Here is an 8,311-nt window from a genome sequence, read left to right as displayed (position 1 = left end):
GTCCCGGGTTGCGCGCGCCCGGGCCGCCCCCCCCGGCCCCGCGGGGCCGCCACTTCCGCGCGTGCCGTCGTCAGTCGGCCAGGGGGAGACAGACCCGGTTGCCCCGGGCGGCGAACTCGGCGGACTTCTCGGCCATGCCGGCCAGCGCCTCGGCATCGAAGTCGCTCTGCACTGCGCCGGAGCCGTCGCCGTGTTCGTCGCGGATCTTTTGACTGATCTTCGTCGGGCAGAGCTTCGACACAAGCGGCATCGGCCAATCTGTCGGCCCGGCCGGAGAGCCGAGGCCAACCGATCGCAGCCGGTGAATGGCAACCGATCACGGACACCGGCGGATATTCGACCACGGCCCCAGCTGTCGGCCTGCGACCGGTGACCGGTGACCGCAGTTCACCGGCGCGCCCTGCGCCCGGACTGACGGTCCGGACCTTGGCGCGCACCGCGGGCGGCGGTGAGTTGGCGCACCAGTTGGTGGAGCGAGATGACGCCGGTGAGCGGGGGCAGCCCGGCGACGACGACGGCGGACGGCGTCCAGGAGACGTCGGCGACACACAGTCCGGCCGCAAGGCCGGAGAACAGCACGACCACGGCCCAGGAGTGCAGCGGCTGCCGTCCGTGCTGGACAGCACGCAGGACCGAGAGACAACCCGCAAGCCACGGCCCGTAGACGACCACCGGCCACAACTGCGACAGTCCGCGCGGCACGCGTGAGAACGCCAGTTCCTGTAAGGGGCTGTAGGAGAACACCCAGCCCAGCGCACAGGCCGCAGCGACCGTCACCGCCGTCAGTGCGCCGAACACGAAGCTGATCAGCTGGGGCCAGGACGGGCGGGGAAAGGGGGACCGTCTGCGATGCCGAGAGGCCGACGGGCCGACCGGTCGGCCGGCCCCGGTCGGACTGGACGAATCGACCGGCGCGCGCGGAGGCGGCACGAACGCCGTCGTGTCCTCCCAACCGCCGACCGATGTGACGATGGAGCTGAACGCCTGCGCGTCGCCGTACGCGACGCCGCGGCCATAGGCGAAGCCGTCGTCGTACCAGTCTCCCGCCGGCCGGGTCGCCTCGCGGATGTGGTCATGGGGCGTGGCCCATGCCTCGTCGTTCGACTCGCCGTAGCCGCCGTCCCCGTACCCGCCGAGAAGCCCGGTCACACGGTCGTACATGGCACGCTCCCCACGTGGTCGCCTGGCTGCGGCTCGATCCGGCCACCGGCCCGGCCGTGCGCCGGGGACCTCGGTGCGACCGGCGGCGTCATGATTCGGCCGGGAAGAGCAGGGAGCCGATCCGTGCGGCGAAGTCGCTCTCCAACTGGCTGATCTTCCGCACGAAGTCGGCCAACGGGCGCGAGGTGTGCGCCAGGACGACGCGCTCGCCGTTGCGCGACAGATAACCGGTGGTCACGTCGCCCACGGCGTTCCGGCGGTCAGGGACGAAGAGCCACGCCCCGAGCGAGGCGACCGGCTCCCGCACGGGGGGTGACGAGGTGCAGGGCAGGCATGGTGAGGTGGTCACGGGTTCATCAACGAGTGGCGGCGAGTCCCGTTTTTACGGCATCCAGGCGTCCTTCCATATTCGATATCGGAGATGCTCCACAAAATTACCCAGGGGTGGCGCGAAGGTTGGGTCTTTTTTCGGTCGACTACGGAACGTATTCAAAGGAGCCGCGCCGGGGTAATCCTATACTCACCACTGGCACTGCTCACCAAAAATCCCCAAGTAAAACAATTGCAAGAGGAACGTTTCTTCTCCTTGGCCGATGCTATGTTTCCCACTTGCTCTTGGCATATTCATCGACTTGCGTCGGGTCGGCTTCGACCTCGGGAGGCTTCTTGCTCAGCGGGAGGGAATATCTGGAAGCGGTTATGCTTCATCGCCAAGGATGGTCGATAATCAGGATCTCCCGACACCTCGGGCGTGATCGAAAAACGGTCAGGTCATACCTTCGCGGCGAACGGACCCCGGGCATCCGAATTTCTTCCCAGGACGGCTTCCTCCAGTTCCTGCCGTACTGCCGCCAGCGCCTTGCGGAGGACCCGCACCTCGCCGCGACCATCCTCTTCGACGAGGTCGCCGGCCTCGGCTATCCGGGCGGCTACTCGACCTTCACCCGGGCCCTGCGCAGACACCAGGCCCGGCCGCGCTGCGAGCAGTGCCAGGATGCGGCCACGACCGCGAGCAGCTCGTCCACCGGCCGGCGGAGCGAGGTGGCCGTCGAGTTCGACTGGCTGCGGCTTCCCGAGCCGCCGGCGAGCTGGGGCTACGGCAATCGGGCATGCCTGCTACTGGGCTCGCTCACCGGCCCCGGCACGGGCGCCGGCAGCGGCATCGGCCGTTGGTCGGTGGCGTTGGCGGAGGACCAGGAACTGCCCCACCTCGTGGAAGCCGTCGACCTCGTACTGAGACGGCTCGGCGGCACCACCGGGTGCTGGCGCTTCGGCCGGACGCCGACCGTGTGGTGCCCGAGGGCCGACCGGGCGACACCGGCGTTCCGGCAGGTGGCCAGACACTACGGCGTGCGCGTCGAGTGCCGCGTGCCGACCGACCACCGTTCGTACACTCGCCGGACCCTCGACGAGGCCCTCCGCACCTGGTGGCGGCGCGCGGTGACGGACTACACCGCTCTCCAGGACGCCCAGGACAGCCTGGACCGGCTCGCCGCACACCTGGACACCCGGCGCGGGGGCGCCGAAGACGCGCACCCGGCGGTCGGCGTCCCGCGCACGGGCCCCGCAGCACTTCGAGAGCTGCCCGCCACGCCCTTCCCGGCCCACGTCCGCGCCCGCCGTACCATCACCGCCCAGGGCCTGGTGCCCTTCCGCGGCAACTTCTACGCCGTGTCGGACAACCTGGTCGACGCCCAGGTGGAGGTCAGGCTGCGCCTCGATCAGCCCCACCTGTCCGTCGCGACACCCGCCGGAGCCGTCATCGCCCGCTACCCACTCGCCCCGGCGGGGGCCGGACTGACGGTCGTCGAGCGCAGCAGCCCCATCGCCGCACTGGAGCGGCGCCCGGCACCGGCGCCCACCGACGCCCCGTTCTGCCGGCGGAGCACACCGCGTCCGCCGTCCCCGCAGGCCCTGGCCGAAGCCGGCGCGCTACGCGCCCGGTTCAAGGTCCCGCCCGCCCGCCGCCCCGGCGAGGAGCGGAACGTCGCGACGCCGCGGGTGCCCACCCAACGGGACCGCCCGGCCGACAACGCCGGGAGCTGAGTGGCCGTCGCGCCCTTCACCGGCGGCGGCGACGCCGTGGACGGTGTACAGCCCGAGCGCACACCCCGATTGCCCACTGCACGCCGAGCCACGTTGGCAGGATGAGTCTCCCCGGCCCCGCGAAGCACCGTATCGGCAGAAGCCCCGGACGACGCGACGGGTGCTGTCGTGGGATCTCAGGCATCCCACGACAGCGCCCCGTGGTGCGACAGTGGTCAGTCCGCCATCGGCAGGTAGACGCGGTTGCCCTGGGCGGCGAACTCCTCGGACTTGGCCTGCATGCCGGCCAGCGCCTCGGCGTCGAAGTCGCTCTGCACTGCGCTGGAGCCGTCGCCGTGTTCGTCGCGGATCTTTTGACTGATCTTCATCGAGCAGAACTTCGGGCCGCACATCGAGCAGAAGTGGGCCGTCTTGGCGGGTTCGGCGGGGAGGGTCTCGTCGTGGAACTCCCGGGCGGTCTCCGGGTCGAGGGCCAGGTTGAACTGGTCCTCCCAGCGGAACTCGAAGCGGGCGTCGGAGAGCGCGTCGTCCCAGGCCTGGGCGCCGGGGTGGCCCTTGGCGAGGTCCGCTGCGTGGGCGGCGATCTTGTAGGTGATCACGCCGGTCTTGACGTCGTCCCGGTTGGGCAGGCCCAGGTGCTCCTTGGGCGTGACGTAGCAGAGCATGGCGGTGCCCCACCAGGCGATCATGGCGGCGCCGATGCCCGAGGTGATGTGGTCGTAGCCGGGGGCGACGTCGGTGGTGAGCGGGCCGAGGGTGTAGAACGGCGCCTCGTCGCAGATCTCCTTCTGGAGATCCATGTTCTCCTTGATCTTGTTCATCGGGACGTGGCCCGGGCCCTCGATCATCACCTGGACGTCCCGCTCGCGGGCGATCCGGCCGAGCTCGCCGAGGGTCTGCAGTTCGGCGAACTGCGCCTCGTCGTTGGCGTCGGCGATGGAGCCGGGGCGCAGGCCGTCACCGAGCGAGAAGGTGACGTCGTAGCGCGCCAGGATGTCGCAGAGCTCCTCGAAGTTGGTGTAGAGGAAGTTCTCCTGGTGGTGCGCCAGGCACCAGGCGGCCATGATCGAGCCGCCGCGCGAGACGATGCCGGTCTTGCGGCGCGCGGTGAGCGGGACGTACCGCAGCAGCACGCCGGCGTGGACCGTCATGTAGTCGACGCCCTGCTCGCACTGCTCGATGACGGTGTCCCGGTAGACCTCCCAGCTGAGCTCCTCGGCCTTGCCGTCGACCTTCTCCAGGGCCTGGTAGAGCGGCACGGTGCCGATCGGCACGGGGGAGTTGCGCAGGATCCACTCGCGGGTGGTGTGGATGTTGCGGCCGGTGGAGAGGTCCATGACGGTGTCGGCGCCCCAGCGGGTGGCCCAGGTCATCTTCTCCACCTCCTCCTCGATCGAGGAGGTGACGGCGGAGTTGCCGATGTTGGCGTTGATCTTCACCAGGAAGTTGGTGCCGATGATGGCCGGTTCGACCTCGGGGTGGTTCACGTTGACCGGGATGACGGCCCGGCCGCGGGCCACCTCGTCCCGCACGAACTCGGGCTCCAGGCCCTCGCGCAGCGCCACGAATTCCATCTCCGGCGTCACCACGCCCCGCTTGGCGTAAGCGAGTTGGGTGACGGCGACACCACCGCGGCCGCGCAGCGGGCGGCGCGGGCGGCCAGGGAAGACGGCGTCCAGGTTGCGCAGGTTGCCGCCGCGCGGGGAGGTGTGCTTGATCCCGTCGTCCTCGGGGCGCGCCTCGCGGCCGTCGTACTCCTCGACGTCCCCGCGCTGGCGGATCCAGGAGTCGCGCAGGGCGGGCAGCCCGCGCCGCACGTCGGGCTCGTAGGCCGGGTCGGTGTACGGACCGGAGGTGTCGTACAGCGGGACGGTCCGGCCGTTGGTGAGCTGCACCTCGCGGTACGGGACCCGCAGGTCGGGGCGGGATCCGTCGCGGTAGGCCTTGCGCCAGGCCGGGGTGGGGTAACCGGTGCGCTCGCTGCTGGGGGCGCTGTGGGCAGGCTGCGGCTGTGCTTCGAACGTGGTCATCTGACCTCTACTCCCTACGCCGGCATTACCCGGTCCAGGTTCCTGCGGTCGACGCAGCCGTCGGTCCGTCCGTCGACGGTCCGGTCAGCGCCCTCTCAGCCCGGTGCTCCGAGCTCCCGCGTCGCAGGCGGTGTTGCCTGCACATGACGCCCAACACGGTAGCGAGCCGATCGCCGCAGGTCCAGACGGTCTCCGAACGGAATCGGCCGGGCGACGGCCACCGGAAGGACCCGGACGGACGGCGGGAACGCCGAGGCCCGGCCCCCGCGGACGGGGTGCCGGGCCTTCGGAAGTGCTCCGCGCGGCGGTCGGAGCGGGGTCAGCTCTTGGCGGCCTTCTTGACCAGGATCACCACGGCGGCGGCGATGCCGACGACCACCAGCAGCTTGATCACGATGCTCAGCAGGGCGCCGACCACGCCGAACACGAAGGCGATGATGTTCCAGGCCAGTACCAGGACCAGCACCGGGATGACGATGTTGCGCACCCAGGAGGGCAGCGACTTCCAGAGCTCAGCCATGTCGGTTCCTCTTCTCCCCTCGGGCCGGCTGCCGTTCGGTGGCCGCATCCCGCTTGCTTCCGATGCTTCGATCGTACGGGGGCGCAGGCGGCGGAACGAGGGCCTGCGGCCCGGAGAGAACCCCTAGATCACCCCTATCCGCACCCCCGGGAAGACCCCCGAGAAACGGCGGGGGGCGGGTCAGACCGGCCAGCGCTCCCCGCGCCAGGCGGCGTCCCAGAACATCCACTCGTAGCGCGAGGTGGTCCCGAAGTGCTCGACCACCCGGCGCCGTTCGGCCGCCGACAGCTCCTCGCCGAGCCGGTCGGTGAGCGCCAGCACCCGGCGCACCACGGACTGGAAGGCCTCGTCGCCGTAGGTGGCGATCCACTTGGCGTACAGCGGGTCGGGGGAGCCCTGGGCGAGCAGCGCCTCGCCGACCCGGGCGTAGATCCAGTAGCAGGGCAGCACCGCGCCGAGCGCCTCGGCGAACGAACCGCCGTACACGGTGGCCAGCAGGTAGCTGGTGTAGGCCCGGGTGGTGGGCAGCACCGGTTCGGCGGCGGCCTGCTCGGTCGTGCCGCCGAAGGCGGTCAGGAACTCGGCGTGCATCCCCTGCTCGGCGGCCAGCGCCCCGACCGCGTCGTCGGCGAAGGCCCGGACGTCGGCCTCGCCGGGGGCCCTGGCGGCGCAGACGGCGAGCGCGCGGGCGTAGTCGCGCAGGTAGTGGGAGTCCTGGACGACGAAGTGGCGGAACGCCTCGCGCGGCAGGGTGCCGTCGGTGAGGCCGCCGATGAAGGGGTGGGCGAGGATCTCGGCGTAGATCGGCTCGATCGACGCCCAGAGCTCGTCGGTGAGGCTGCGGGTCATACGACCGACTCTACGACGGACGGACGGGGTCAGTCCTCCGGCGGGGAGAACACCACCAGGACCCGCAGTTCCTCGGTGATGTGGTGGAAGCGGTGCGGGGTGCCGGCCGGGACGTACACCACGGTGCCGCGCGCGACGGTCGTGGTCTCGGCGCCGACGGTCAGCTCGGCCCGGCCGCTGATCACCTGGTAGATCTCGTCCTGGTCGTGGGCGGTCTGGGTGTCGGTGTCGCCGGGGGAGAGCGCGTACAGGCCGGCGGACATCCGGGGTTCGCGCAGGAACCGCAGGTACGCGCCGTCGTTGGCCGCCCGCTCGGCGTCCAGTTCGTCCAGCCGGAACACCTTCACCGCTGCCGTCCTCCTCCGTCACCCGCACTTCGGCGGTCCGCCCGGCCCGTCCCGTCCACCTCCCGGGCCAGGGGCATTCAACACCAGCTCCTCCTACGGGACCTTCCCCCGGGCCGGGGCGCCTGTCAGGCTTGGGCGCCATGAAGGGTTTCGTCATCAAAACACTGATCAACGCGGCGGCCATCTGGGTCGCCGCCTGGATCGTCAGCGGCATCCAACTCGCCCAGGGCAAGGCCGACTGGCAGCACAAGGCGCTGACGGTGCTCGGCGTCGCCGTCGTCTTCGGGCTCATCAACTGGCTGATCAAGCCGGTGGTGAAGCTGTTCTCGTTCCCGTTGTTCATCCTCACGCTGGGCCTGATCACCTTTGTGATCAACGCCCTGATGCTGCTGCTCACGTCCTGGGCGTCGACCAAGCTGGAGCTGGACTTCCACGTGGTCAACTTCGGTTCCGCGCTCGTCGGTTCGCTGATCATCAGCCTGGTCGCCTGGGGTCTGCACCTGGCCCTGGACGACGACTGACCCCGTCGTGCGCGGTGTCGCACGCGGACGCGAGAGGGGCCCGTGCCCGGGTGTTCCACCGGGTGCGGGCCCCTTCGTCGTATCCCGGGGACTCAACCCGGGGACTCAACCCGGGGACTCAACCCGCGTCGCATCCCCGGAGGATGTCCGCTAGCTGGGCGTCGAGTTCCCGGCCGGTGAGTTCCTGCCCCATCGGCACCAGCCGGTCGGTGCGCGCCAGGAAGGCGATCAGCGGGGGCGCGGGGGCACGCAGCAGCGCTTCCCCGTTGGGGGAGTGCAGCTCGATGGAGACCTCCGAGAGCTCCCCGCCGACCGGGTGGATGCGCACGTCGCCCTCGCCGGCCGGGCCGCTGAGGCCGTCGAGCAGCAGCTCGCGCGCGAACACCCAGGTGACCGGGGCGTCGCCGGGGAGGTGGAAGGTGCACCGGACCGCGTACGGATCACCGGGCTCGTAGGCCAGGTCCACCACGAGGCTGAAGGACAGCTCGGGCGAGACCACGAGGTTCATCACCAGGTGCCCCTGGACTGTGCTGTGCTGCATGGCGCCAGTACCTCTCTTCTGCCCGGCCTCGGTGTGTGGGGATGAGGGTTCCGCCGGCGGCCGGACATGGTTTCGACGGTTTTGGGCAAGCAATCCGCGTTCGATCCTCATCGTCCATGTTTCGGCAGGTGGTGGACAAGACGTGCTTCTTCACATGGCGAACGAGTGACCTCACCGGGCCCGGCCCGGAGCGTGCGGAGACGACCGGGCGGATCCAGCGGCCGAACGGCGGGCCTCGGAGCACCCACGGCGGGCTCATTCCCCCCATCCCGGGCGTTTCGACCCCGGCCCGGCGC

The 8,311-nt window shown here is 70.4% G+C and carries 10 protein-coding genes and 1 riboswitch; of the genes, 2 read left to right on the top strand and 8 right to left on the bottom strand.

What is annotated here, in order from left to right:
• Positions 1-70: 70 nt before the first annotated feature.
• The 3 genes from ACFWIS_RS12225 to ACFWIS_RS12215 all read right to left on the bottom strand — a co-directional run bounded on the left by ACFWIS_RS12225 (position 71) and on the right by ACFWIS_RS12215 (position 1,510).
• On the bottom strand, positions 71-250 hold the full coding sequence (locus ACFWIS_RS12225) for a hypothetical protein (RefSeq protein WP_380452490.1): 180 nt from the start codon (positions 248-250) through the stop codon (positions 71-73).
• Positions 251-387: 137 nt separating this feature from the next.
• Positions 388-1,161, bottom strand: a complete 774-nt coding sequence (locus ACFWIS_RS12220) for a DUF2637 domain-containing protein (RefSeq protein ID WP_380452488.1) — start codon at positions 1,159-1,161, stop codon at positions 388-390.
• An 88-nt stretch (positions 1,162-1,249) separates the two neighbouring features.
• Positions 1,250-1,510, bottom strand: coding sequence for a hypothetical protein (locus ACFWIS_RS12215; RefSeq protein ID WP_380523837.1), 261 nt, complete (start codon positions 1,508-1,510; stop codon positions 1,250-1,252).
• Between the two features lie 350 nt (positions 1,511-1,860).
• Here ACFWIS_RS12215 and ACFWIS_RS12210 point away from each other — a divergent pair, with 350 nt between their 5' ends.
• Complete coding sequence (locus ACFWIS_RS12210) at positions 1,861-3,207, top strand: IS21 family transposase (RefSeq protein ID WP_380452484.1); 1,347 nt, start codon at positions 1,861-1,863, stop codon at positions 3,205-3,207.
• Positions 3,208-3,422: 215 nt separating this feature from the next.
• Here the strand turns inward: ACFWIS_RS12210 and thiC are convergent, their stop codons facing one another.
• The 4 genes from thiC to ACFWIS_RS12190 form a co-directional block, all read right to left on the bottom strand.
• The gene (gene thiC, locus ACFWIS_RS12205) at positions 3,423-5,237 is read right to left on the bottom strand and encodes a phosphomethylpyrimidine synthase ThiC (protein WP_380452483.1); all 1,815 of its coding nucleotides are present in this window, start codon (positions 5,235-5,237) and stop codon (positions 3,423-3,425) included.
• A riboswitch (TPP riboswitch) is annotated at positions 5,232-5,367 on the bottom strand. (Overlaps the previous gene by 6 nt.)
• Positions 5,368-5,556: 189 nt before the next feature.
• Positions 5,557-5,757, bottom strand: coding sequence for a DUF5326 family protein (locus tag ACFWIS_RS12200; protein ID WP_188305823.1), 201 nt, complete (start codon positions 5,755-5,757; stop codon positions 5,557-5,559).
• 180 nt (positions 5,758-5,937) lie between these two features.
• On the bottom strand, positions 5,938-6,606 hold the full coding sequence (gene tenA, locus ACFWIS_RS12195) for a thiaminase II (protein WP_380452481.1): 669 nt from the start codon (positions 6,604-6,606) through the stop codon (positions 5,938-5,940).
• A 29-nt stretch (positions 6,607-6,635) separates the two neighbouring features.
• A complete protein-coding gene (locus tag ACFWIS_RS12190; protein WP_380452479.1) occupies positions 6,636-6,953 on the bottom strand; it encodes a cupin domain-containing protein in 318 nt (105 codons plus the stop codon).
• A 140-nt stretch (positions 6,954-7,093) separates the two neighbouring features.
• Between ACFWIS_RS12190 and ACFWIS_RS12185 the strand changes: the two genes are divergently transcribed.
• Positions 7,094-7,474 (top strand): phage holin family protein, encoded by a 381-nt coding sequence (locus tag ACFWIS_RS12185; RefSeq protein ID WP_380452477.1) that lies wholly within the window; start codon positions 7,094-7,096, stop codon positions 7,472-7,474.
• Positions 7,475-7,592: 118 nt separating this feature from the next.
• On the opposite strand, the gene ACFWIS_RS12180 is transcribed toward ACFWIS_RS12185, so the two are convergent.
• On the bottom strand, positions 7,593-8,015 hold the full coding sequence (locus tag ACFWIS_RS12180) for an SsgA family sporulation/cell division regulator (protein ID WP_380452476.1): 423 nt from the start codon (positions 8,013-8,015) through the stop codon (positions 7,593-7,595).
• Positions 8,016-8,311 lie beyond the last annotated feature (296 nt).

The organism is Kitasatospora sp. NPDC127060 (assembly GCF_042724935.1).
Lineage (GTDB): Bacteria > Actinomycetota > Actinomycetes > Streptomycetales > Streptomycetaceae > Kitasatospora.
Note: the sequence above shows the minus strand (reverse complement) of the source record. Positions and strands in the feature narration are given on the sequence as shown.